Genomic DNA, 22011 nt, shown 5'->3' with positions numbered 1-22011 from the left:
CCAGCACCCATCCAGCACGGTGACGACGAAGGGGCCGGACTCGGCAGAGTCCGACCCCTTCTGACCTGCACGCTTGACCAATCAAATCGCGTAAAGTAAGCGCTTGGCTACACGTTGAAGCGGAACTCCACCACGTCGCCGTCCTGCATGACGTAGTCCTTGCCCTCCATGCGGGCCTTGCCCTTGGCGCGGGCTTCGACGACCGAGCCGCATTCGACCAGGTCCGCGAAGGAGATGACCTCGGCCTTGATGAAGCCGCGCTGGAAGTCCGTGTGGATCACGCCCGCCGCCTCGGGGGCCGTGGCGCCCTTCTTGATGGTCCAGGCGCGGGTTTCCTTCGGGCCTGCCGTCAGGTAGGTCTGGAGGCCCAGGACCGTGAAGCCGACGCGGCCGAGGGTGGCCATGCCGGGCTCCTCCTGGCCGACCGACTGGAGGAGTTCGAGGGCCTCGTCGTCGTCCAGCTCGATCAGTTCCTGCTCCAGCTTGGCGTTCAGGAAGATCGCCTCGGCCGGGGCCACCAGGGCGCGCTGGGCGTCCTTGAAGGCGTCGTCCGTCAGCTCGTCCTCGTCGACGTTGAAGACGTAGAGGAAGGGCTTCGTGGTCAGCAGGTGCAGCTCGTGCAGGAGGTCGCCCTGCTCGGTGCCCTTGGTGATGCCGTGCGAGAAGAGCGTGTCGCCCGCTTCGAGGAGCTTCTGGGCCTTCTCGACGGCCGCGAGGACCGCGACCTTCTCCTTCTGGAGGCGGGACTCCTTGGTCAGGCGGGGCACCGCCTTCTCGATCGACTGGAGGTCCGCGAGGATCAGCTCCGTGTTGATCGTCTCGATGTCGTCCTTCGGCGAGACCTTGCCGTCGACGTGGACGACGTTCTCGTCCTTGAAGGCGCGGATGACCTGGCAGATCGCGTCGGACTCACGGATGTTCGCGAGGAACTTGTTGCCGAGGCCCTCGCCCTCCGAGGCGCCGCGCACGATGCCCGCGATGTCGACGAAGTCGACGGTCGCCGGGAGGACCTTCTGGGAGCCGAAGATGCCCGCGAGGACGGCGAGGCGGGCGTCCGGAACGCCGACGACGCCGACGTTCGGCTCGATGGTGGCGAACGGGTAGTTGGCCGCCAGCACGTCGTTCTTGGTCAGGGCGTTGAAAAGGGTCGACTTGCCGACATTCGGCAGGCCGACGATTCCGATCGTGAGCGACACGTTGGCGACTTCCCGTAGCTGGAGGGGGGCGGCCCGGGTACGGGCCATCGGACAGTTTACTTTCCGGCGGGTACCACTCGATGTACGCGTGTCCAGGCACCCATCCGGGGCCGCGCCGCCTAGCTTGGTCCAGTGGAGCGAGACAGGTTGAAATCGGCTTATCACCCGCAGCGCCAGCCCGTGGCGGCCCGGCGCGCCGCCGTACCCCCTCAGGGGGGCGGCAGCGGGCCCCGGCCCCGGCCCGCCGCGGCCCGGCGGCTGCCGCGGCCGAAGCTGACCGGGCTCGGCGGCGGACTGTTCGCCTGCGCCGCGATGGTGCTGGCCGCCGGGATCGACTGGCTGCTCTTCGACGCGTCCATGCTCGGGTACGGGCTGCTCTTCATGCCGGTCGCCGCCGCCACCGCGCTCTGGGTCCGCCCCGCCGACCTGATCACGGCGCCGATCTCCGCCCCCATCGCCTTCACCACCGGGGTCTGGCCCATCGCGGGCGGCTCCGGCGGCTTGGGCGGCCAGCTGATGGGCGTGGTCACGACGCTGTCCCTGCACGCCGGGTGGCTGTACGCCGGGACCCTGATCGCCGCGCTGATCGCGGTCGTGCGCAAGGCGGTGCTCATCGGGCGGCGCCGGACCGTGCCCCGTCGCGTCGCGTAGAAGCCGGTCCGCTCCCTACGACGCCGGGCGCGCCGCCATCGCCGCGCCCACGATCCCCGCGTTGTTCTGCAGCTCCGCGGGGACGATCTCGGCCCGGATGCCTTCCAGCAGCGGCAGGAACTTCTCCGGCTTGCGGCTGACGCCCCCGCCGAGGATGAAGAGGTCCGGGGAGAACAGCATCTCCACGTGGGCCAGGTACCTGTCCAGCCGGTGCGCCCAGCGCTCCCAGCTGAGGTCGCCGTCCTCCTTGGCCTTCACCGAGGCCTTGCTCTCGGCGTCGTGGCCGCGCAGCTCCAGGTGACCCAGCTCACTGTTGGGGACGAGGTGCCCGTCCGTGAACAGGGCGCTGCCGATGCCCGTACCGAGGGTCAGCATGATGACCGTACCGCCGCGGCCGCGGCCCGCTCCGTACGTCATCTCCGCGACGCCCGCCGCGTCCGCGTCGTTCAGGACGGTGACGGGCAGGCCGCCCAGGCGCTCGGAGAGCAGGCCCGCCGCGTCCAGGCCGACCCACCCCGGGTCGACGTTGGCCGCAGAGCGGGTGACACCGCCCGTGACGACCCCGGGGAAGGTGATCCCGACGGGGCCGGTCCAGTCGAAGTTCCGGACCACCTCGGCGACGCATCCGGCCACCGCCTCGGGGGTGGCCGGATGTGGCGTCAGTACTTTGTGCCGCTCCTGCGTCAGGTCGCCGCGGTCCAGGTCCACGGGAGCGCCCTTAATCCCCGAACCGCCGATGTCCACACCCATGATCTGCATGGACCCACCGTACGAAACGAAGCGCCCGACTTCTCGGCGGTCAGGGCTTCCCGGCGCTCAGGACTCCTGGCGATCAGGACGTCCCCGCGGTCAGCCCGGCCGCTTCGGCGCGCAGGTCGCGGCGCAGTTCCTTGGGCAGCGAGAAGACGATCGACTCCTCGGCCGTCTTGACGATCTCCACGTCCGCGTAACCGCGCTCACCCAGCCATTCCAGCACCTGCTCGACCAGCACCTCCGGCACGGAGGCGCCCGAGGTCAGGCCGACCGTGGTGACGCCCTCCAGCCAGGCCTCGTCGATCTCGCTCGCGAAGTCCACGAGGTGCGCGGCGCGCGCGCCCGCGTCGAGGGCGACCTCGACCAGCCGGATGGAGTTCGAGGAGTTCTTGGAACCGACGACGATGACCAGGTCGGAGTCGGCGCCCATCACCTTGACTGCGGCCTGCCGGTTCGAGGTGGCGTAGCAGATGTCGTCGCTCGGCGGCGAGACCAGCAGCGGGAACTTGGTCTTCAGCGCGTCGACCGTCTCCATCGTCTCGTCGACGGAGAGTGTGGTCTGCGAGAGCCAGACCACCTTGGACTCGTCGCGGACGGTGACCTTGGCGACGTCCTCGGGGCCGTCGACAATCGTGATGTGGTCCGGGGCCTCGCCGGAGGTGCCGATGACCTCCTCGTGGCCCTCGTGGCCGATGAGGAGGATGTCGAAGTCCTCGTTCGCGTAGCGGACGGCTTCCTTGTGCACCTTCGTCACCAGCGGGCAGGTCGCGTCGATCGTCGCGAGCTTGCGCTGGGCGGCCTCCTCGTGGACGACCGGGGCCACGCCGTGGGCCGAGAACATCACGATGGAGCCCTCGGGCACCTCCTCCGTCCGTTCGACGAAGATGGCCCCCTTCTTCTCCAGCGTCTGGACGACGTACTTGTTGTGGACGATCTCGTGGCGGACGTAGACCGGTGCACCGTACTGCTCGAGAGCCTTCTCGACAGCGATCACGGCTCGGTCGACGCCCGCGCAGTAGCCGCGCGGGGCGGCGAGCAGGACACGGCGGGTAGCGGCAGCAGTCATGAGATCCATCGTACGGGGGTGTCCAACAGGCCGGATGTCGCCCGTTCGGCAGAGACTGGACCGAAAGCGTGTCCACTACATCGCTCGGAGGGCGGATGGCGGCCGATACGGACCCCGGTACGGAGGCCGCGCGGCCTCCCGGTTCCGCACCCGGAGGGGGGCTGCGGCGCAGCCTCGGCTTCCGCGACCTGGTCGTCTACGGGCTGCTGTTCATCGCGCCCATGGCCCCGGTCGGCATCTTCGGCACCCTCGACGCGAAGTCGCACGGCGCCGTGGCCCTGGTGTACCTGGCCGCCACCGTCGCGATGGCCTTCACCGCCTTCTCCTACGCCCAGATGGTCCGGGTCGCGCCGCAGGCGGGCTCGGTCTTCACGTACGCCCGCAAGGGCCTGGGCGAGGGGCCCGGGCTGATCGCCGGGTGGATGGCGATGCTGGACTACCTGCTGATCCCGGCGGTGGCGTACCTGTTCTCCGGGATCGCCATGCACGCGCTGGTGCCGGAGGTCTCGCGCTGGGTGTGGACCGCGCTGGCCGTGGTGATCACCACCCTGCTGAACCTGTGGGGCGTACGGGCGGCGGCCCGGGTGGGCTTCGCGGTGCTGGCGCTGGAGATCGTGGTCCTGCTGGTGTTCGTGGTCGCGGCCGTGACCGTACTCGTGCAGGACGGGGCCCGGCGCGGCTGGCTCTCGCCGCTGACCGGGGACGGTTCGCTCGGCTTCTCGCTGGGCGCCGTGCTGGGCGCGGTGTCGGTGGCGGTCCTGTCGTACCTGGGCTTCGACGCGATCGCCTCGTTCGCCGAGGAGGTGACGGGCGGCAGCGCGAAGGTGGCGCGGGCGGTGCTGTTCTGCCTGGCGCTGACCGGGGTGCTCTTCATCGCGCAGACCTATCTGGCGGCGCTGCTGACCCCCGTGACCGCCGCCGAGCTGGCGGCCGATCCGGGGCTCCAGGGCCCGGCCTTCTACACCACGGTCGAATCCGCCGTCGGGCCGTGGCTGCACGACCTGGTCGCGGCCAGCAAGGCGATCGGGGCGGCCTTCGCCGCGCTGGCCGGGCAGGCGGCGGCCGGGCGGCTGCTGTTCGCGATGGCCCGGGACCGGCGGCTGCCGCAGGTCCTCGCGCGGACCTGGAGCGGTACGCCGCGCCCGGCGCTGCTGGTCGCGGCGACGGTGACCCTGGTCGCGGCGGTGTGGGCGGCCCGGCGCGACGACGGGCTCGACCACCTGGTGTCCGTGGTGGACATCGGGGCGCTGGTGGCGTTCACCCTGCTGCACGCCTCCGTGGTCGGCTGGTTCGTCGTACGCCGCGGCGAGGGGGCCCCGGACTGGTGGAAGCACCTGGTGGTCCCGGTGCTGGGCGCGGCGGTCACCATCGCGGTGATCGTCGAGGCCTCGCACACGGCCCAGTGGGTGGGCGCGCTGTGGCTGGCGGTGGGGCTGGCGGTGCTGGTGGCGCAGCGGGGGCGGCGCGCGGACGGCGGACCCGGCGGACCCGCGGACGCTGTCGGTCCCGGCCGTTAGCCTGCGTGCATGGGTCTTAATTCATCGCCGGAGACGCCACTGCCCGTCGGCCAGGTGTCCCGGCTGATCGGGGGCTGGATCGACCGCCTCGGCCAGGTGTGGGTGGAGGGGCAGATCACCCAGCTCTCGCGGCGGCCGGGGGCCGGGGTGGTGTTCCTGACCCTGCGCGACCCGTCGCACGACATCTCGCTGAGCGTGACCTGCTTCCGGCAGGTGTTCGACGAGGTCGCGGACTCCGTGTCGGAGGGCGCGCGGGTCGTCGTACTGGCCAAGCCCGAGTGGTACGCGCCGCGCGGGCAGCTGTCCCTGCGGGCCACCGAGATACGGCCGGTGGGCATCGGCGAGCTGCTCGCGCGGCTGGAGAAGCTCAAGCGGTCGCTGGCCGCGGAGGGCCTGTTCGCGCTGGACCGCAAGAAGCCGCTGCCGTTCCTGCCGCAGCTGATCGGGCTGGTGGTGGGGCGGGCCTCGGCGGCCGAGCGGGACGTGCTGGAGAACGCGCGGCGCCGCTGGCCCGCCGTCCGCTTCGAGGTGCGCAACGTCGCGGTGCAGGGGGTGCACGCGGTGCCCCAGGTGATCCAGGCGGTCAAGGAGCTGGACGCGCTGCCCGGGGTGGACGTGATCATCGTGGCGCGCGGCGGCGGCAGCGTGGAGGACCTGCTGCCGTTCTCCGACGAGGAGGTCGTACGGACGGTGGCGGCGGCCCGCACCCCGGTGGTCTCGGCGATCGGGCACGAGCCGGACTCCCCGCTGCTGGACCTGGTCGCGGACGTCCGGGCGTCCACGCCCACGGACGCCGCGAAGAAGGTGGTCCCGGACGTCGGCGAGGAGCTGGAGCGGGTACGCCAGCTGCAGTCCCGGGGGCTGCGCGCGGTGCGGGGCCTGCTGGACCGGGAGGAGCGGGGGCTCGCGCACGCCCTGGCCCGCCCGGTGTTCGTCCATCCCCAGCGGATGGTGGAGACCCGGGAGGCCGAGCTGGACGCGCTGCTCGCGCGGGCCCGGCGGACCCTGGGCCACCTGCTGGACCGGGCCGAGTCGGAGCTGTCGCACACCCGCGCCCGGGTGGTGGCGCTGTCCCCGGCGGCGACCCTGGAGCGCGGGTACGCGGTGCTCCAGCGGGCGGACGGGCACGTGGTGCGTTCGGCGGAGGGGCTGGGGGCGGACGAGGTGCTGCGGGCGCGGGTCGCGGAGGGCGAGTTCGCCGTACGGGTCACCGGCTCCGAGGAGGAGTAGCGCCGTATCCGCGGGTGCGTCCCCGGGCGGCACCCTCCCCGGGCGGCGACATACGCGCGCAACAATTTCATTGCATTGCACATATACGATCGGAGCGGGGAATGACGGAGACCGGTACGGCGCTGGGGTACGAGCAGGCGCGGGACGAGCTCATCGAGGTCGTGCGCAAGCTGGAGGCGGGCGGCACGTCCCTGGAGGAGTCGCTGGCGCTCTGGGAGCGCGGCGAGGAGCTGGCGAAGGTCTGCCGGAACTGGCTGGAGGGCGCCCGCGCCCGGCTGGACTCGGCCCTCGCGGGGCGGGACGGCGGCTCGGGCGACGCGGCTGAGCAGGGCGAATAGCCCGCGGCAGGGCCCCGGATCGTGAGGCCGGTCACGACGGACACCCAGGTAGTTGAAATTTAAATTTCTTCGGCGTAGTGTCGGGTCATCGCTTCACCACCGTATGGAAGAAGGCTTTCGCGATGTCCCTCGTTCTTGACTCCGCCGCCCAGGACCTCCTGTTCCGCGAGGCCCGCACCGCCAACTCGTTCTCCGACGAGCCGGTGACCGACGAGCAGGTCCAGGCGATCTACGACCTCGTCAAGTACGGCCCGACGGCCTTCAACCAGACCCCGCTGCGCATCACGCTGGTCCGCTCCCCCGAGGCCCGCGAGCGCCTGGTGAAGCACATGGCCTCGGGCAACCAGCCCAAGACCCTGGCCGCCCCGCTGGTCGCGATCCTCTCCGCGGACAACGAGTTCCACGAGGAGCTGCCCGCCCTGCTCCCCGGCTTCCCGCAGGCCAAGGACCTCTTCTTCAGTGAGCGTCCGGTCCGCGAGCAGTCCGCGCTGATGAACTCCGCCCTCCAGGCCGCGTACTTCATCGTCGGCATCCGCGCCGCCGGTCTGGCCGCCGGTCCGATGACGGGCCTGGACTTCGCCGGTGTCCAGAAGGAGTTCCTGGACGACGACCACACCCCGCTGATGGTCATCAACATCGGCAAGCCGGGCGAGAACGCCTGGTACCCGCGCTCCCCGCGCCTGGAGTTCGACCAGGTCATCACCACCGTCTGAGCCCCGCGCGGGACGACTGACGCGAAAGAGGCCGCCCACCCCGGTTCCCCCGGGGCGGGCGGCCTCTTCGTCGTGCCGGGCGCCGGAGCCGGGCGCCGGAGCCGGACGTCAGGCGCCCTGCTTGAACTCCAGCGCCGCCGCCAGCTCGCCCAGCTCCTCGAAGGAGCCGGTGCCGGTCACCACGGTCACGTAGCCCTGCTCCTGGCGCACCAGGGCGTCGTACTTCGGCCCGTCCCAGCGCTCCCAGGTCAGCTCGCCGACCCGCTGCGTCTGCCCCGTGGGCTTCGCGTGCTGGGTGACCTTCCCGAGGTACGCGGCCGAGGTGTCGCTCGACTGCTCCAACGCGGCGTACTGCGCGCGCGGGTCGAGGAAGCCCAGGTGCCAGGCGTTGGAGAGCTTGCGGTCGTAGGTCACCGAGGTCGCGCGCCACTCCTTCTGGAGACCGACGGGCGCGGCCACCGGGTACGGGGCCGCGCGGCGGGCCGTGAGGGTCTCGATCCGGTAGTCGACGACGTGCGTCGGATCGGCCTTGTCGTCGTGCGGGACAGCGAGGTAGATCCCTCCGGCTACCACACCGATGATCGCCAGCGACCGGACCATGTCCCAGATCGTCTGCTTGCCTTTCATACCTGCCACGGCACCATCGTCCCGCATGCCCGGCCGCGATCATCGCCAGGGGTCACCCGGACGGGGTGCGGCGCGGGCCCCGAGCGGAGCCGGAGTGTCCGCTCAGGCCAACTCCATGACCGATATACCGCTCATACGTGACCCGCCCTGCTCAATTTATCGACGTACCGATAGAGTTCTTACACCCTCACTTCCGGCCGTCGCCGTACAGAAAGGTGCGCTCCGATGACCGAGCACAACCTGCCGCCCCAGCTCGAAGTCTCTCCGGAGGCCCCCGACCGCAACCTCGCCATGGAACTCGTCCGGGTCACCGAGGCCGCCGCCATGGCCGCGGGCCGCTGGGTCGGGCGCGGCGACAAGCTCGGCGCCGACGGCGCCGCGGTCAACGCCATGCGCACCCTGATCTCCACCGTCTCGATGAACGGCGTCGTCGTCATCGGCGAGGGGGAGAAGGACGAAGCCCCCATGCTCTTCAACGGCGAGCGGGTCGGCGACGGCACCGGCGCCGAGGTCGACATCGCGGTCGACCCGATCGACGGCACCACCCTGAACGCCAAGGGCATGCCGAACGCGATCGCCGTCCTGGCCGCCGCCGACCGCGGCACCATGTTCGACCCGTCCGCGGTGTTCTACATGGAGAAGCTGGTCACCGGCCCCGAGGCCGCCGACTTCGTCGACATCAACGCCCCCGCCTCGGTGAACATCCGCCGGGTCGCCAAGGCCAAGAACATGGCCGTCGAGGACGTCACCGTCGTGATCCTGGACCGCCCCCGCCACGAGGGCATCGTCAAGGAGATCCGCGAGACCGGCGCCCGGATCAAGTTCATCTCGGACGGCGACGTCGCGGGCTCGGTCATGGCGGTGCGCGAGGGCACCGGCGTGGACCTGCTGCTCGGCATCGGCGGCACCCCCGAGGGCATCATCTCCGCCTGCGCGATCAAGTGCCTCGGCGGCACCATCCAGGGCAAGCTGTGGCCCAAGGACGAGGCCGAGCGCCAGAAGGCCATCGACGCGGGCCACGACCTGGACCGGGTCCTGCACACCGACGACCTGGTCTCCGGCGACAACGTCTTCTTCGTCGCCACCGGCATCACCGACGGCGAGCTGCTGCGCGGCGTCCACTACCGCTCGGAGACGGCGACCACCTCGTCGCTGGTCATGCGCTCCAAGTCGGGCACGATCCGGCAGATCGACTCCACCCACCGCCTGTCGAAGCTGCGGGCGTACAGCGCGATCGACTTCGACCGCGCGCAGTAGGACGTACGACGGCACGACGCGAGGGGCGGTCCTGCGTGCGGCAGGACCGCCCCTCGCGTGTACCGGCGCACCATGGCGGCCGGTAAGCGGAACGCAAGCGGTACGGGCGTCGTACGTACGTGAATCAGCCCGCGGCGGCGATCGGCTCGGCCCCCGGGCCCTGGTGCAGTTCGGCGGCGCGGCGCCTGCGCCGGGCCAGCACCACCCGGCGCTCGGCGGCGGTGAGCCCGCCCCACACGCCGTACGGCTCGGGCTGGAGCAGGGCGTGCTCCCGGCAGGCGACCATCACGGGGCAGCGGGCGCAGACGCGCTTGGCCGCCTCCTCACGGGCCAGCCGGGCGGCGGTCGGTTCTTTGGAGGGGGCGAAGAAGAGGCCCGCCTCATCCCTGCGGCACACCGCCTCCGCGTGCCATGGGCCGTCCTCTTCCCTCGCGGGCGTCCGTGGGCTCGGGATGGCCCGAACGCTCTGCACGGTGGCTACCTGCAGGGACTGATGCGGCGGATGCTGCACGGTCTACTCCTGACGACGTATTCGCGAGCGAGAGACGATGCACCTGTCCCTACCCGCTGTACGCGCCCCTATGCACCCTGTGCCATCCGGGGGAAGTTCGACCGGAATCCGCCGTATGCGGGAGAGAACCGGAACCATTCGGCCGGGACGGCGGCCCAGGGCGCGCGGGAGAAGTGGCGCCGGGCGCCAGCGCTAGCCGTTCAGGCGCTTGCGGAACCGGTCGGCGAGGTCGACGAGGCGGGCGCCGAACTTCCTGCGCGCCTCGATGTTGCCCAGGACCGTGAAGCCGCGGACGATCACGACGGGGGCCTGTGGGTCGGTGGTGGACTCCCCCTCGTCATGGACCTCGAAGTTGCCGAGGACCCCGCTGCCGTAACCGCGCAGGGTGACGTTCTCCGGGACGAACACCTCGACGTTGCCGAGCACGCACGTCACGTTGATCTCGGTGACCTGCTGCTCGAAGACGGCTTCGGTGAGGTCGATGGTGATGTCACCGAAGACCGAGACGGCCCGGGTGTGGGCGGCCGGGCGCCAGCGGCCCTTGCGGGCGGAGCTGCTGAAGACCGCCACCACGTTCTCCGCGTACCCCCCGGCGGGCGGGCCCGCCACCGGGTGGGCGGGGGCGGCCGCGGGAGCCGGGGCGTAGGCGGCGCCGGGGGCTGCCGGGAGGTCCTGGACCAGCACGTCCAGCTCGCCCACCGTCCTGACGGCGTAGAGGGTGTCGAGGCGCTCCGAGTGCTCCTCGGCGGTCAGCCGTCCCTCGGCGAGGGCGTGGCTGATGATCTGCGCGATGCGGTCACGGTCGGCGTCGGAGGCGCGCAGCGCGACGGGCGCGGATTCGGCTGCGGGCGCGGGCGCGGCAGGGTGCTTTTCGAGGTCCACGCCCCCAGCATAGCGAGACACGATAGATCGCGATACTGCCGAGTGAGCCTTACCTCACAGACAGAGCGGGCGGAAGAGGTCCTACGCTGGTGAACCGCGCTGCCAATTGGACGTCAGCGCTGTCTGCCGAGTGAGGATTGGCCACAATGCCGGAGTTCGCGTACACCGACCTGCTGCCCCTGGGCGAGGACACCACCCCCTACCGGCTGGTGACCGCGGAGGGCGTCTCCACCTTCGAGGCCGACGGCCGTACGTTCCTCAAGGTCGAGCCCGAGGCGCTGCGCACGCTCGCCGAAGCGGCCATCCACGACATCCAGCACTTCCTGCGCCCCGCGCACCTCGCGCAGCTGCGCCGCATCATCGACGACCCCGAGGCCTCGGCGAACGACAAGTTCGTCGCCCTCGACCTGCTGAAGAACGCGAACATCGCGGCGGCGGGCGTGCTGCCGATGTGCCAGGACACCGGCACGGCGATCGTGATGGGCAAGCGCGGCCAGAACGTACTGACCGAGGGCGGCGACGAGGCGGCGCTCTCGCACGGCATCTACGACGCCTACACCCGGCTGAACCTGCGGTACTCGCAGATGGCCCCGCTGACGATGTGGGACGAGAAGAACACCGGCTCGAACCTGCCCGCGCAGATCGAGCTGTACGCGACCGACGGCGGCGCCTACAAGTTCCTCTTCATGGCCAAGGGCGGCGGCTCGGCCAACAAGTCCTTCCTCTACCAGGAGACCAAGGCGGTCCTCAACGAGGCCTCCATGATGAAGTTCCTGGAGGAGAAGATCCGCTCGCTGGGCACCGCGGCCTGCCCGCCCTACCACCTGGCGATCGTGGTCGGCGGCACCTCTGCGGAGCACGCGCTCAAGACCGCGAAGTACGCCTCCGCGCACTACCTGGACGAGCTGCCGACCGAGGGTTCCCCGCTGGGTCACGGCTTCCGTGACGAGGCGCTGGAACAGCAGGTCTTCGAGCTGACGCAGAGGATCGGCATCGGCGCGCAGTTCGGCGGCAAGTACTTCTGCCACGACGTGCGCGTCGTCCGCCTCCCCCGCCACGGCGCCTCGCTGCCCGTCGCGATCGCCGTGTCCTGCTCGGCCGACCGCCAGGCCACCGCGAAGATCACCGCCGAGGGCGTGTTCCTGGAGCAGCTGGAGCGGGACCCGGCGCGGTTCCTGCCGGAGACCACCGACGAGCACCTGAACGACTCGGCCGACGTCGTCTCCATCGACCTGAACCGGCCCATGGACGAGATCCTGGCGACCCTGAGCGAGCACCCGGTCAAGACCCGGCTGTCGCTGACCGGCCCGCTGGTCGTGGCGCGCGACATCGCGCACGCCAAGATCAAGGAGCTGCTGGACTCGGGCGCGCGGATGCCGCAGTACCTGAAGGACCACCCGGTCTACTACGCCGGTCCCGCGAAGACCCCCGAGGGGTACGCCTCCGGTTCCTTCGGCCCGACCACGGCCGGGCGCATGGACTCCTACGTCGAGCAGTTCCAGGCGGCGGGCGGCTCCAAGGTCATGCTGGCCAAGGGCAACCGCTCGCAGCAGGTGACCGACGCGTGCGCTTCGCACGGCGGTTTCTACCTCGGCTCGATCGGCGGCCCGGCGGCCCGGCTCGCGCAGGACTGCATCAAGAAGGTCGAGGTCCTGGAGTACGAGGAGCTGGGCATGGAGGCGGTCTGGAAGATCGAGGTCGAGGACTTCCCGGCCTTCATCGTGGTCGACGACAAGGGCAACGACTTCTTCCAGAACCCGGCCCCGGAGCCGACGTTCACCCACATCCCGGTCCGCGGGCCGGGTCTGGCCTGACCTCCCCCGGCGGTCGCGGCGGCCATCCGGCGGCCGCGACCAGCCGGGCCTCCGCGGGAGTGGCCCGGTAGCCGTCGCGGACGGCGCCGCACAACTCCCCGTGCCCGAGCCCGAGCAACTCCCGGAACTCCCGCAGGCCCGCGGCGCCCCGGCCGCCGGGGTTCACGACGACGGCCCCCTCGCGCCGCAGCACGTACGCCCGCACGTGGGCGGGAGCGGGGCCGGCGCCGCCCTCGGCGCCCCCGTACGCGCAGGCGCCGCAGTCCCGGCGGGACGCCCAGCGCAGTCGGCCGTCGGCGACCCACTGGCGCGCCGAGAACGCGCAGTGCCCGCAGGGCTCGCACGGCCCGAAGGCGACCGTCCCGGGCGGCGCCGCCGGGTCGTGCGGACATCGGCTCATGGGAGGACCCTGCCCGGGCCGGGGGCGGGGCGCATTTTCTTTTCTGATGCGGGGGTGGACACAGGGACGGAACCTTGTGTTCACCCGGCTTTGGCAGGGTTTGGGTCATGACTCAGGCGTCCTACCTCCCCGCTTCCGCCCCCGCCGCCCGCGCGATCCGGGTCGTCGCCCATCGGGGGGCCTCCGAGCGGTACCCGGAGCACACGCTCGCCGCCTACCGGCAGGCCGTCGTCGACGGCGCGGACGCGCTGGAGTGCGATGTGCGGCTCACCGCCGACGGGCGGCTCGTGTGCGTGCACGACCGCCGGGTCGACCGGACCTCCGACGGGCGCGGGGCCGTGTCCGCGATGACCTACGAGCGGCTCGCCGGACTGGACTTCGGCGGCTGGAAGGGGCCCGAGCACAGCGGCGCCCGGGTGCTGTACTTCGAGGACCTGGTGCGCGAGGTGCTCCGGGCGCCCCGGCCGGTGGGGCTGGCCGTCGAGACCAAGCATCCGGCCCGGGCGGGCGGCCGGGTGGAGGCCGAGCTGGTGCGGGTGCTCGCGGAGTACGGGCTCGCGGACGGACCCGGCGAAGGCGGCCACCGGGTCGAGGTGATGAGCTTCTCCCGCGGCGCGCTGGCCCGTACGCACCGGCTCGCGCCCGCCCTGGAGACCGTACAGCTACTGGAACGGCGCGGTCCGCTGCGGCTGCCGCACCGGGTCGGGCACGCCGGGCCCGGGATCGAGCTGGTGCGCCGGGACCCGCGGATCGTCGCCCGGCTCAAGGCGGCCGGGCTGGGCGTGCGGGTCTGGACGGTCGACGAACCCGAGGACGTGGACCTGTGCCTGCGCCTCGGTGTGGACACGATCATCACCAACCGCCCCCGCCAGGTCCGCGACCAGCTCGACGCCTGCTGACCGGCGACGGGCGACGGGCTACCGGCGACGGCGACGGGGAAGGGACCCGGCCGGGGTGCGCCGGCCGGGTGGGGGTGCGGGGGGTGCTGGGGCCGGGCTTAGATGAAGCGCTGGTTCGCCGAGCCGTTGCAGGTCTGCAGGCGCACGGCCTCGTGGGCGGCGCCCACGGTGAGGCACATGCCGGGGGCCGCCTGCGGACGGATGGTGGAGCCGTTGCGGACGAACTGCTGGTTCGCGCCGCCGTGGCAGTTCCAGATGATCAGGCCGGTGCCCGCGCCGTAGTTGGCGCCGGGGACGTCGAGGCAGCGGTCCTGGGTCAGTTCGACGTGGATGCCCTTGCGGGTGGCGTCGTACCACCAGCCCTGGTTGCGGCCGCCGTGGCAGTCCCAGCCGAGGACGGCCGTGCCGTTGGCGCTGGAGCCCGCGGTGGTGTCGGCGCAGTTGCCGGTCGCCTCGTTCTTCAGCGGCTTGTAGAGGTCGTCCCAGGCCCCGGCCTGGAGGACGGGGGTGCCGGTGCTCGCCGGGTCGGCGCAGGAGCCCTCGCGCAGGCCGGAGTCGTAGAGCTGGGTCAGGCAGGACGCGAACGCGCCGTGGCCCCGGTAGTTGGGGTGGAAGGACTGCCGGGCGGTGTTCTCGTCCCACGGGAAGTGGTCACCGAGGTCGAGGTAGAGGCCGCGGGCCCAGGTGTCCTCCATGCAGACCTCGTGGCCGTTGAAGAGCCGCGAATCGTCGAGGTAGTAGGCGCCGGACGCGAGCGCCGCGGCGCGCATGCCCTTCTCGAAGGTGGGTACCGCGTAGTTGCGGCCCCACGCGGCGTCCGAGTCGTAGCCCGCGCAGCCTCCGGGGAGCTTGCCGGGGAAGTTCGGGTTGTCGTTGAAGTCGGGGCCGATCGGGCTCGGGTAGCCCATCACGACGAGCTTGTAGTCCGCGTCGGCGTAACCGGCGTCCCGCATGACGGTCTTGAGGTCGGCGACGGTCGCTTCGACCTTGGGGCGCAGGCCGTCCACGCGGGCCTGCCAGCCGGGGCCGTACTTGGGCTCACAGGTGCCCTGGCTGAGCATCCAGCGGCTGACGCAGTCGGTCATGACGGGGCCGAACTGGAGGTCGTCGTTGGCTCCGGCGACCAGCAGCACCATCTTGATCTTCGTGTTGCGGGCCTTGATGGCGAGGCTGTCGCTCTGGATCAGCTCGTCGGCGTACTGCTTGCTGCCGCCGATCCGGATGTTTCCGGTGTAGCCGCCGGAGCAGGCGACGTTGAAGGTGAAGTCGGCCGGGATGCCGGTGCGGTGGATCGCCGAGTCGGGCGAGCGGTGGCACTGGTTGGCGGAGGTGTTGGTCGCGGGGTCGTAGTTGCCGGTGCCCTCGCCCGAGATCTCGCTGTCGCCCAGCGAGATCAGACCGGTCTTGCGGTCGGCGAGCGGCCGGACGGCCGGGTCGCCGTAGATCTTGGTGGCCTCGGCGGCGCGGATGGCCTCCAGTTCGGGTGACAGGGGCGTCGCGGCGGCCGCCGCGGAGCCCGCCGCGTGGGCCATGGGGGTGATGGCGGTGACGCCCCCGAGGGCGGCCGCGATCGCCGCGGCCGCGGCGAAGGTAGATCTGAGCCTTGGTGTGGTGCGGGCCATGAAGGTCTCCCCGGTGTCAGTGTTACCCCCGGTATTTACTGGCCGGTAGGGGAGTTGGGAACACTTCGAACAAGACAATTGCTCAACTTTTTGAGGAGGCCGAGAACATGACCGAAGATCAGCAGGCCGCGGGATTCCGGGTGGAACACGATTCGATGGGCGAGGTGAAGGTCCCCGCCGAAGCCAAATGGCGTGCTCAGACGCAGCGCGCGGTGGAGAACTTCCCCGTCTCGGGGCTGCGCCTGGAGCGCGCGCACATCGCCGCCCTGGCCCAGGTGAAGGCGGCCGCCGCGAAGGTCAACGCCGAGCTGGGTGTCCTGGAGGCGGACGTCGCGGACGCGGTCCGGTCGGCCGCCGCCGAGGTGGCCGAGGGGCGTTGGGACGCGCACTTCCCCGTCGACGTCTTCCAGACCGGGTCCGGGACCTCGTCCAACATGAACGCCAACGAGGTGATCGCCACCCTGGCCACCGAGCGGCTGGGGCGCGACGTGCACCCCAACGACCACGTCAACGCCTCCCAGAGTTCGAACGACGTCTTCCCGTCCTCGATCCACATCGCCGCCACCGCCGCCGTCACCGGCGAGCTGATCCCGGCCCTGGAGCACCTCGCGGCCGCGCTGGAGCGCAAGTCCGCCGAGTTCGCCCAGGTGGTCAAGGCGGGCCGCACCCACCTGATGGACGCCACCCCGGTGACCCTGGGCCAGGAGTTCGGCGGGTACGCCGCCCAGGTGCGCTACGGCGTCGAGCGGCTCCGGGCGGCCCTGCCCCGGCTCGCCGAGCTGCCCCTGGGCGGTACGGCGGTCGGCACCGGGATCAACACCCCGCCCGGATTCTCGGCCGCCGTGATCGCCGAGGTGGCGTCGGCGACCGGGCTGCCGCTCACCGAGGCCCGCAACCACTTCGAGGCCCAGGGGGCGCGGGACGCGCTGGTGGAGACCTCGGGCATGCTCCGTACCATCGCGGTCTCACTCACCAAGATCGCCAACGATCTCCGCTGGATGGCCTCGGGGCCGCGCACGGGATTGGCCGAAATCAATCTCCCCGATCTCCAGCCGGGCTCTTCGATCATGCCCGGAAAGGTCAATCCGGTCGTCGCGGAGGCCGTTCTGATGGTGGCCGCCCAGGTGACCGGAAACGATACGACGGTCGCCGTGGCGGGCGCGGCGGGCAACTTCGAACTGAACGTGATGCTCCCCGTGATGGCGCGGAACCTGCTCGAATCGATCCGGCTGCTGGGCAACTCGAGCCGCCTGCTGGCCGACCGTACGATCGACGGGATCACCGCCAACGCGGCCCGGGCCAGGGAGTACGCCGAGTCCTCGCCCTCCGTGGTGACCCCGCTGAACCGCTACATCGGCTACGAGGAGGCGGCCAAGGTCGCCAAGAAGGCGGTCGCGGAACGCCGGACGATCAGGGAGGTCGTACTGGAGTCCGGCTACGTCGAACGCGGCTCCCTCACCCTGGAACAGCTCGACGAGGCGCTCGACGTACTGCGGATGACCCATCCCTGACCGCCCCTGACCGAGGGCCGGATTTCGGTCGAATGCCGTCCCCGAACCCCTCCGTGACCTGCACCGCAGCGGGCGCGGGGGGCCCAGCCCTAAGATCTGCGCATGACAGGTACCGGAGGCCGCGGGGGCGGCGACACGCAGGAGCCGCGCTGGGCGCCCGGGGAGCACATCCTGTGGCGCTACCGCGACCACGCCGCGGACCTGAAGGGCCCGGTGCACATCTGCCGCCCCGTGACCGTCGTCCGGGACGCCCCCGAGCTGCTGGCCGTGTGGATGGCCCCGGACACCGAGCTGGTCAGGCCGGTCCTGACGGACGGCACCCTGGTGCACGAGGAGCCCCTCGCCACCCGCTACACCGCGCCGCGCACCACCGCCCGCTCGCGCTGGTTCGGCACGGGCGTGCTGAAGCTGGCCCGGCCGGGCGACCCGTGGTCGGTGTGGCTGTTCTGGGACCACGGCTGGCAATTCCGGAGCTGGTACGTGAACCTTGAGGAGCCCAGGACCCGGTGGTCCGGCGGCATCGACTCCGTGGACCACTTCCTCGACATCTCCGTCTACCCGGACCGCAGCTGGAAGTGGCGGGACGAGGACGAGTTCGCGCAGGCGCAGCGGTGCGGGCTGCTGGACGCCGAGCAGGCCGACCGGGTACGGGAGGCGGGCCGGGCGGCGGTGGAGCTGATCAAGGAGTGGGGGGCGCCGTTCTCGGACGGCTGGGAGAACTGGCGGCCCGATCCGGGCTGGGACGTTCCGGTCCTGCCGGAGGACTGGGACCGCACCCCGGCGCATATGACCTCATGAGACCCTTGAGGCGCCCAGGGGTGCCAAACGTAGGATCGCCCTCCGCAAGCGTGCAGACAGGGCCTGGTGCGAGGGTGTACACCCGTAATTGACGTGCTGTGCGCGGGACTTGACCGGAGGTCAACGCAGACCGAGAGGTAACGAGCGGGCGGGGTCCCCCCGGATACGGTTTGGGGGAGGTGCCGCAGGCGACGGTGCCCCCGCCGCTGAGCGGGTATACCGCGACTGACCGAGTTGAGTGCAGCGCACATCCAGCGCAAACGGACGGAATTCCACGCGTGACGGAGTACCCCACCTCTTACGAGGGCCCGCAGCCCGCCGCGGCAGCCGCGACACCGGCGCCGGGCGGCTCCGGCCTGCCCGGGCCGCGCGCGGCGCGGCGGGGTGCCACCGCCTCCGGCCCGGAGGCACGGCCGGCGACCACGAACGGCTCGGCGAGCACGAACGGACCGGCAGCCGCGAACGGATCCGCCGCCGGGTCCGGATCCGCCGCCGAGTCCGACGCCGGGGCCGACGAGCAGGGACACGGCAAGGCCCCGGCCCCGGCCGCTCAGGACACCCGGCCCGGCCCGTCGGACTCCGCTCCCCCCGCCTCCTCCGGTTCTGGTTCCGATTCCGGGGCCGGATCCGGCCCCGCGCCCACCACGGGCCCGCCGGTACCGACCTCCGGCGTCCCCGCCCAGGACACGGCAACGGGCCGCGACACGGCTGCCGCCCGCACCGCGGGCGGCGCTCCCGCCCACGGCGCCACCGAGCCCGGCACCTCCAGTTCCGCTTCCGGTTCTGGTTCTGGTTCCGTCTACGGGACCGGCCTCGGCCCCGGTATCGGCTCGGGAGGCGGCGACGGGAGCGGGATACCGGGCGGCGTGGACGCCGGGGCCGCCCGCCGCGAGGGCGACCGGCTGCGCTTCGTCGGCGCCGCCACCCGCCGGATCGCCCGCGGCATCGACCTCGACGAGATCGTCCTCGGCCTCTGCCGGGCCACCGTGCCCACCTTCTCCGACGCGATCCTCGTGTACCTGCGCGATCCGCTGCCCGTCGGCGACGAGCGCCCCGTGGGCCCCGTCGTCCTGCGGCTGCGCCGCACCGACCGGCTCCGGCCGATCGACGACCTCACCGACGCCGTCCGCGCCGCCGACACCATCGGCGCCGGACTCGACCTGACCGCGGCCGTCGGCGCGGGCGGCGAGCTGGACTTCAGCCAGCTGGCGCTCGTCGGACCGCAGGGCGACCTGCCCGCCGCCGAGCTGTGCGAGATCCGCTCCGGCGGCGCCCTCGCCGAGGTGCTGCGCGGGGTGCGCCCCGTCTTCGGGTCCTCCGCCGCCGCGCGCGCCGCGCTGCCTGAGCTGCTGGGCGCCGATCACCCCGTACCGCGCGGCCAGCGGGCGATCCTGGCCCCGCTGCGCGGCCGCCGCCGCGTCATCGGCGCGGCGGTGTTCCTGCGCACCCCGGACCGGCCCGCCTTCGAGCAGAACGACCTGCTCGTCGCGGCCCAGCTGGCCACCCACACGGCGCTCGGCATCGACAAGGCCGTCCTGTACGGCCGCGAGGCGTACATCGCCGACGAGCTCCAGCGCACCATGCTCCCGGACAGCCTCCCCCAGCCCACCGGGGTCCGGCTGGCCAGCCGCTACCTCCCGGCCGCCGAGACGGCCCGGGTCGGCGGCGACTGGTACGACGCCATACCGCTGCCCGGCAGCCGGGTGGCGCTCGTCGTGGGCGACGTCATGGGCCACTCCATGACCTCCGCCGCGATCATGGGGCAGCTGCGGACCACCGCCCAGACCCTGGCCCAGCTGGACCTGCCGCCCGCCGAGGTGCTGCACCACCTGGACGAGCAGGCCCAGCGGCTCGGCTCGGACCGGATGGCGACCTGCCTGTACGCCGTCTACGATCCCGTCTCGCACCGGATCACCATCGCCAACGCGGGCCACCCGCCGCCCGTCCTGCTCCACCTGGGGGGCCGCGCCGAGGTGCTCCGCGTACCGCCCGGCGCCCCGATCGGCGTCGGCGGCGTGGACTTCGAGGCCGTCGAGCTGGACGCGCCCGCGGGAGCCACCCTGCTGCTGTACACCGACGGCCTGGTCGAGTCCCGGCTGCGCGACGTCTGGACCGGCATCGAGCAGCTGCGCGAGCGGCTGGCCACGACGGCGCAGCTCACCGGCCTGGACCACCCGCCGCCGCTGGAAGCGCTCTGTGACGACGTACTCGACATGCTCGGCCCGGGCGACCGGGACGACGACATCGCGCTGCTCGCGGCCCGTTTCGAGGGGATCGCGCCCAGTGACGTCGCCTACTGGTTCCTGGACCCGGAGGAGACCGCTCCGGGCCGCGCCCGGCGCTTCGCCCGGCGCGCCCTGACCCGCTGGGGCCTGGAGGAGCTGAGCGACTCGCTGGAGCTGCTGGTCAGCGAGGTGGTCACCAATGCCGTGCGGTACGCCGAGCGGCCCGTCACGCTGCGCCTGCTGCGTACGGACGTCCTGCGCTGCGAGGTCGGCGACGACTCCCCGCAGCTGCCGCGCCAGCGGCGGGCCCGGGACACCGACGAGGGCGGCCGCGGCCTGTTCCTGGTCAACCGGATGGCACGGCGCTGGGGCGCGACCCGGCTGAGCAGCGGAAAGGTGGTCTGGTTCGAACTCGCGTTGCCGGGAACGCATGACCCGCGTTGACTGGGCAGGTGACGGTGAGACCCAACCGACCCCAGGGGAGGACTCCGCCCGTGACCCAGGACGCGCAGAAGATCCCGTACACGACCAACAACGCCGGTGTGCCGGTGGCGAGCGACGAGCACTCGCTCACCGTCAGTCCGGACGGCCCGATCCTGCTCCAGGACCACTACCTGATCGAGAAGATGGCCCAGTTCAACCGGGAACGGGTCCCCGAGCGGGTGGTCCACGCCAAGGGCGCGGGTGCCTACGGCGTTTTCCAGGTCACCAATGACGTCAGTCAGTTCACCAAGGCGGACGTCTTCCAGCCCGGTCGGCGGACCGAGATGCTGGCCCGCTTCTCGACCGTGGCGGGAGAGCAGGGTTCCCCCGACACCTGGCGCGACCCGCGCGGTTTCGCGCTGAAGTTCTACACGAACCACGGCAACTACGACCTGGTCGGCAACAACACCCCGGTCTTCTTCGTCCGGGACCCGATGAAGTTCCAGGACTTCATCCGCTCGCAGAAGCGCCGCCCGGACAACGGCCTGCGCGACCACGACATGCAGTGGGACTTCTGGACCCTCTCCCCCGAGTCCGCGCACCAGGTGACGTTGCTGATGGGCGACCGGGGCATCCCGAAGTCGTACCGGCACATGAACGGCTACGGCTCGCACACCTACATGTGGGTCAACGGCGCCGGTGAGCGGTTCTGGGTGAAGTACCACTTCAAGACCGACCAGGGCATCGACTTCCTCACCGAGGACGAGGCGGAGCTGATCGCCGGGCGGAACGCGGACCACCACCGCCAGGACCTCTTCGACTCGATCGCGGGCGGCGAGCCACCGAGCTGGACGCTGAAGGTCCAGGTCATGCCCTTCGAGGACGCGGCGGACTACCGCTTCAACCCCTTCGACCTGACCAAGGTGTGGCCGCACGGCGACTACCCGCTGATCGACGTCGGCCGGATGACCCTCGACAAGAACCCCGAGGACTACTTCATCCACATCGAGCAGTCCGCCTTCGAGCCCTCGAACCTGGTGCCGGGCATCGGGCCGTCCCCGGACAAGATGCTGCTCGGGCGCCTCTTCTCGTACCCGGACGCGCACCGCTACCGGATCGGCGCGAACTACGCGCAGCTGCCGCCGAACCGGGCGCGCTCGCAGGTCAGCTCGTACGCGAAGGACGGCGCGATGCGCTTCGAGGCCTCGGCCGCGGCTCGCCCGTACGCGCCCAACTCCTACGGCGGCCCGGCGGCGGACACCGCCCTCTTCGGCGAGCCGGCCGGGTGGGCCTCGGCGGGCGAGATGGTCCACGCGGCCTACTCGCTGCGCAGCCAGGACGACGACTGGGGCCAGCCGGGCACGCTGGTGCGCGAGGTCATGGACGACGCGGCGCGCGACCGGCTGGTGTCGAACGTGGCCGGTCACCTGGGCGCCGGGGTGAGCCCGGCGGTGCGGGAGCGGGCCTTCCAGTACTGGCGCAACATCGACAAGGCGACCGGCGACCGGATCGCGGCGCTGATGTCCTGACCGCTGGTGCGGTGAAAGCGCGAGAACCGCCGCCCGGCAGCTGGGATGC

The 22011-nt window shown here is 71.7% G+C and carries 20 protein-coding genes; 12 read left to right on the top strand and 8 right to left on the bottom strand.

Annotation, left to right across the window (positions count from 1 at the left end):
- Nucleotides 1-107: 107 nt before the first annotated feature.
- Nucleotides 108-1196, bottom strand: coding sequence for a redox-regulated ATPase YchF (gene ychF, locus QMF80_RS25835; RefSeq protein ID WP_283457265.1), 1089 nt, complete (start codon nucleotides 1194-1196; stop codon nucleotides 108-110).
- 147 nt (nucleotides 1197-1343) lie between these two features.
- On the opposite strand from ychF, the gene QMF80_RS25830 reads away from it, so the two are divergent.
- Complete coding sequence (locus tag QMF80_RS25830; RefSeq protein ID WP_349372238.1) at nucleotides 1344-1847, top strand: DUF6542 domain-containing protein; 504 nt, start codon at nucleotides 1344-1346, stop codon at nucleotides 1845-1847.
- A gap of 15 nt (nucleotides 1848-1862) precedes the next feature.
- Here QMF80_RS25830 and ppgK read toward each other — a convergent pair whose 3' ends face one another.
- Nucleotides 1863-2606: a polyphosphate--glucose phosphotransferase gene (gene ppgK, locus QMF80_RS25825; RefSeq protein ID WP_283457227.1), complete on the bottom strand. Its 744-nt coding sequence runs from the start codon at nucleotides 2604-2606 to the stop codon at nucleotides 1863-1865.
- Between the two features lie 73 nt (nucleotides 2607-2679).
- Nucleotides 2680-3675 (bottom strand): 4-hydroxy-3-methylbut-2-enyl diphosphate reductase, encoded by a 996-nt coding sequence (locus QMF80_RS25820; RefSeq protein ID WP_502962915.1) that lies wholly within the window; start codon nucleotides 3673-3675, stop codon nucleotides 2680-2682.
- A gap of 86 nt (nucleotides 3676-3761) precedes the next feature.
- Between QMF80_RS25820 and QMF80_RS25815 the strand changes: the two genes are divergently transcribed.
- The 4 genes from QMF80_RS25815 (at nucleotide 3762) to QMF80_RS25800 (ending at nucleotide 7464) form a co-directional block, all read left to right on the top strand.
- Nucleotides 3762-5183, top strand: a complete 1422-nt coding sequence (locus QMF80_RS25815) for an APC family permease (protein ID WP_283457223.1) — start codon at nucleotides 3762-3764, stop codon at nucleotides 5181-5183.
- Between the two features lie 9 nt (nucleotides 5184-5192).
- Nucleotides 5193-6413 (top strand): exodeoxyribonuclease VII large subunit, encoded by a 1221-nt coding sequence (gene xseA / locus QMF80_RS25810; protein ID WP_283457222.1) that lies wholly within the window; start codon nucleotides 5193-5195, stop codon nucleotides 6411-6413.
- Nucleotides 6414-6514: 101 nt separating this feature from the next.
- Nucleotides 6515-6751 carry an exodeoxyribonuclease VII small subunit gene (locus QMF80_RS25805; protein ID WP_283457220.1) on the top strand — a complete coding sequence of 79 codons (237 nt, stop codon included), beginning with the start codon at nucleotides 6515-6517 and terminating at the stop codon, nucleotides 6749-6751.
- 122 nt (nucleotides 6752-6873) lie between these two features.
- Complete coding sequence (locus tag QMF80_RS25800; RefSeq protein ID WP_283457218.1) at nucleotides 6874-7464, top strand: malonic semialdehyde reductase; 591 nt, start codon at nucleotides 6874-6876, stop codon at nucleotides 7462-7464.
- 108 nt (nucleotides 7465-7572) lie between these two features.
- Here the strand turns inward: QMF80_RS25800 and QMF80_RS25795 are convergent, their stop codons facing one another.
- Nucleotides 7573-8091: a DUF4245 domain-containing protein gene (locus tag QMF80_RS25795; RefSeq protein ID WP_283457261.1), complete on the bottom strand. Its 519-nt coding sequence runs from the start codon at nucleotides 8089-8091 to the stop codon at nucleotides 7573-7575.
- Nucleotides 8092-8316: 225 nt separating this feature from the next.
- Between QMF80_RS25795 and glpX the strand changes: the two genes are divergently transcribed.
- Nucleotides 8317-9348, top strand: coding sequence for a class II fructose-bisphosphatase (glpX, locus tag QMF80_RS25790; protein ID WP_283457216.1), 1032 nt, complete (start codon nucleotides 8317-8319; stop codon nucleotides 9346-9348).
- A gap of 124 nt (nucleotides 9349-9472) precedes the next feature.
- On the opposite strand, the gene QMF80_RS25785 is transcribed toward glpX, so the two are convergent.
- Both QMF80_RS25785 and QMF80_RS25780 read right to left on the bottom strand, forming a co-directional pair.
- Nucleotides 9473-9859: a WhiB family transcriptional regulator gene (locus QMF80_RS25785; RefSeq protein WP_283457214.1), complete on the bottom strand. Its 387-nt coding sequence runs from the start codon at nucleotides 9857-9859 to the stop codon at nucleotides 9473-9475.
- A 192-nt stretch (nucleotides 9860-10051) separates the two neighbouring features.
- The gene (locus tag QMF80_RS25780; RefSeq protein ID WP_283457212.1) at nucleotides 10052-10741 is read right to left on the bottom strand and encodes a DUF1707 SHOCT-like domain-containing protein; all 690 of its coding nucleotides are present in this window, start codon (nucleotides 10739-10741) and stop codon (nucleotides 10052-10054) included.
- Between the two features lie 146 nt (nucleotides 10742-10887).
- On the opposite strand from QMF80_RS25780, the gene QMF80_RS25775 reads away from it, so the two are divergent.
- The gene (locus QMF80_RS25775) at nucleotides 10888-12555 is read left to right on the top strand and encodes a fumarate hydratase (RefSeq protein ID WP_283457210.1); all 1668 of its coding nucleotides are present in this window, start codon (nucleotides 10888-10890) and stop codon (nucleotides 12553-12555) included.
- On the opposite strand, the gene QMF80_RS25770 is transcribed toward QMF80_RS25775, so the two are convergent.
- The gene (locus QMF80_RS25770; protein ID WP_283457208.1) at nucleotides 12518-12955 is read right to left on the bottom strand and encodes a hypothetical protein; all 438 of its coding nucleotides are present in this window, start codon (nucleotides 12953-12955) and stop codon (nucleotides 12518-12520) included. The two genes, QMF80_RS25775 and QMF80_RS25770, sit on opposite strands and share 38 nt — an antisense overlap.
- Nucleotides 12956-13062: 107 nt before the next feature.
- On the opposite strand from QMF80_RS25770, the gene QMF80_RS25765 reads away from it, so the two are divergent.
- The gene (locus tag QMF80_RS25765; protein WP_283457206.1) at nucleotides 13063-13854 is read left to right on the top strand and encodes a glycerophosphodiester phosphodiesterase; all 792 of its coding nucleotides are present in this window, start codon (nucleotides 13063-13065) and stop codon (nucleotides 13852-13854) included.
- Nucleotides 13855-13952: 98 nt separating this feature from the next.
- Here the strand turns inward: QMF80_RS25765 and QMF80_RS25760 are convergent, their stop codons facing one another.
- A complete protein-coding gene (locus tag QMF80_RS25760) occupies nucleotides 13953-15476 on the bottom strand; it encodes a ricin-type beta-trefoil lectin domain protein (protein WP_283457204.1) in 1524 nt (507 codons plus the stop codon).
- Between the two features lie 107 nt (nucleotides 15477-15583).
- Between QMF80_RS25760 and QMF80_RS25755 the strand changes: the two genes are divergently transcribed.
- The 4 genes from QMF80_RS25755 (at nucleotide 15584) to QMF80_RS25740 (ending at nucleotide 21962) form a co-directional block, all read left to right on the top strand.
- Entirely contained in the window at nucleotides 15584-16987 is a 1404-nt protein-coding gene (locus QMF80_RS25755; RefSeq protein ID WP_283457202.1) for a class II fumarate hydratase, read from the top strand.
- 102 nt (nucleotides 16988-17089) lie between these two features.
- A complete protein-coding gene (gene fomD / locus QMF80_RS25750; RefSeq protein ID WP_283457199.1) occupies nucleotides 17090-17785 on the top strand; it encodes a cytidylyl-2-hydroxypropylphosphonate hydrolase in 696 nt (231 codons plus the stop codon).
- Between the two features lie 278 nt (nucleotides 17786-18063).
- Nucleotides 18064-20454 carry an ATP-binding SpoIIE family protein phosphatase gene (locus tag QMF80_RS25745; RefSeq protein ID WP_283457198.1) on the top strand — a complete coding sequence of 797 codons (2391 nt, stop codon included), beginning with the start codon at nucleotides 18064-18066 and terminating at the stop codon, nucleotides 20452-20454.
- A 50-nt stretch (nucleotides 20455-20504) separates the two neighbouring features.
- Entirely contained in the window at nucleotides 20505-21962 is a 1458-nt protein-coding gene (locus tag QMF80_RS25740) for a catalase (RefSeq protein WP_283457196.1), read from the top strand.
- Nucleotides 21963-22011: the final 49 nt, after the last annotated feature.

Origin of the sequence: Streptomyces sp. G-G2, assembly GCF_030063135.1 — a bacterium.
In the GTDB taxonomy this organism is placed as follows: Bacteria; Actinomycetota; Actinomycetes; order Streptomycetales; family Streptomycetaceae; genus Streptomyces.
The sequence above is the reverse complement of the archived record's forward strand: the minus strand, read 5'-3'. Positions and strand labels throughout refer to the sequence as shown.

Excerpts from the sequence above, each read along its gene's own strand:
- QMF80_RS25775 (WP_283457210.1), top strand. The coding sequence starts at position 10,888 with ATGCCGGAGTTCGCGTACACCGACCTGCTGCCCCTGGGCGAGGACACC.
- QMF80_RS25765 (WP_283457206.1), top strand. The coding sequence starts at position 13,063 with ATGACTCAGGCGTCCTACCTCCCCGCTTCCGCCCCCGCCGCCCGCGCG.
- QMF80_RS25795 (WP_283457261.1), bottom strand. The coding sequence starts at position 8,091 with ATGAAAGGCAAGCAGACGATCTGGGACATGGTCCGGTCGCTGGCGATC.
- fomD (WP_283457199.1), top strand. The coding sequence starts at position 17,090 with ATGACAGGTACCGGAGGCCGCGGGGGCGGCGACACGCAGGAGCCGCGC.
- QMF80_RS25770 (WP_283457208.1), bottom strand. The coding sequence starts at position 12,955 with ATGAGCCGATGTCCGCACGACCCGGCGGCGCCGCCCGGGACGGTCGCC.
- xseA (WP_283457222.1), top strand. The coding sequence starts at position 5,193 with ATGGGTCTTAATTCATCGCCGGAGACGCCACTGCCCGTCGGCCAGGTG.
- ppgK (WP_283457227.1), bottom strand. The coding sequence starts at position 2,606 with ATGCAGATCATGGGTGTGGACATCGGCGGTTCGGGGATTAAGGGCGCT.
- QMF80_RS25815 (WP_283457223.1), top strand. The coding sequence starts at position 3,762 with ATGGCGGCCGATACGGACCCCGGTACGGAGGCCGCGCGGCCTCCCGGT.
- glpX (WP_283457216.1), top strand. The coding sequence starts at position 8,317 with ATGACCGAGCACAACCTGCCGCCCCAGCTCGAAGTCTCTCCGGAGGCC.
- QMF80_RS25820 (WP_502962915.1), bottom strand. The coding sequence starts at position 3,675 with ATGGATCTCATGACTGCTGCCGCTACCCGCCGTGTCCTGCTCGCCGCC.
- QMF80_RS25755 (WP_283457202.1), top strand. The coding sequence starts at position 15,584 with ATGACCGAAGATCAGCAGGCCGCGGGATTCCGGGTGGAACACGATTCG.
- QMF80_RS25800 (WP_283457218.1), top strand. The coding sequence starts at position 6,874 with ATGTCCCTCGTTCTTGACTCCGCCGCCCAGGACCTCCTGTTCCGCGAG.
- QMF80_RS25805 (WP_283457220.1), top strand. The coding sequence starts at position 6,515 with ATGACGGAGACCGGTACGGCGCTGGGGTACGAGCAGGCGCGGGACGAG.
- QMF80_RS25760 (WP_283457204.1), bottom strand. The coding sequence starts at position 15,476 with ATGGCCCGCACCACACCAAGGCTCAGATCTACCTTCGCCGCGGCCGCG.